The sequence below is a fragment of the Burkholderia sp. Ac-20365 genome, from assembly GCF_017104715.1.
GTDB lineage: Bacteria > Pseudomonadota > Gammaproteobacteria > Burkholderiales > Burkholderiaceae > Paraburkholderia.
In genome coordinates this window covers 1-750 of record NZ_JAAGPI010000135.1, presented here as the reverse complement: position 1 = coordinate 750, position 750 = coordinate 1, and the positions used below count along the sequence as shown (strand labels likewise).

General features: G+C 64.9%; 1 protein-coding gene. It reads left to right on the top strand.

From position 1 onward, the window contains the following. Positions 1-750 (top strand): ABC transporter permease (locus G3O01_RS44995; protein ID WP_205814002.1); only part of this gene is annotated, 750 nt, incomplete at both ends.

Here is a 750-nt window from a genome sequence, read left to right as displayed (position 1 = left end):
GACATCTTCGAGCGCATCGCGCTGCTCGATTCGGTGCGCGAACCCGTCGAGCGCGTGGTGCGCATCGACCCCATCACGAAACTCGGCCTCGGGATCTTCGCGTTCTGGGATCATCTGTACGGCGGCCTCGCGATGCTCGGGCGCGTCGTGCTCGATCTGCTTTTCATCCTGCGCAAGCCCAAGGCCACGCCGTGGGTGGAGATATCGGCGAACGTCTATAACGCAGGGGCGCGCGCCTTGCCGATCACGGCGATGGTGGCGTTCCTGATCGGCATCGTGCTGTCGTATCTGTCCGCGCAGCAGTTGCGCCTGTTTGGCGCGAACCAGTTCATCGTCAATATTCTGGTCCTCGCGGTGATCCGCGAACTCGGGCCGGTGCTGGCGGCGATTCTCGTGGCCGGGCGCTCCGGTTCCGCCATCCCGGCGCAGATCGGCGTCATGCGCGTGACCGAAGAACTCGACGCCATGCGCGTGATGGGCATTTCGCACGGGCTGCGGCTGATCCTGCCGCGCGTGATTGCGCTGGGCGTGGCGATGCCGCTGCTGGTGATCTGGACCGATATCATCGCGCTGCTGGGCGGAGCGCTGGCGGCCAAGGCGGTGCTCGGCATCGATATGTCGTGGTTTATCCGCTCGCTGCCGAGCGTGGTGCCGATCGCCAATCTCTGGATCGGGCTGGGCAAGGGCGTGGCGTTCGGCATGCTGGTGGGCATCGTCGGTTGCCACTTTGGGTTTCGGATCAAGGCGAAT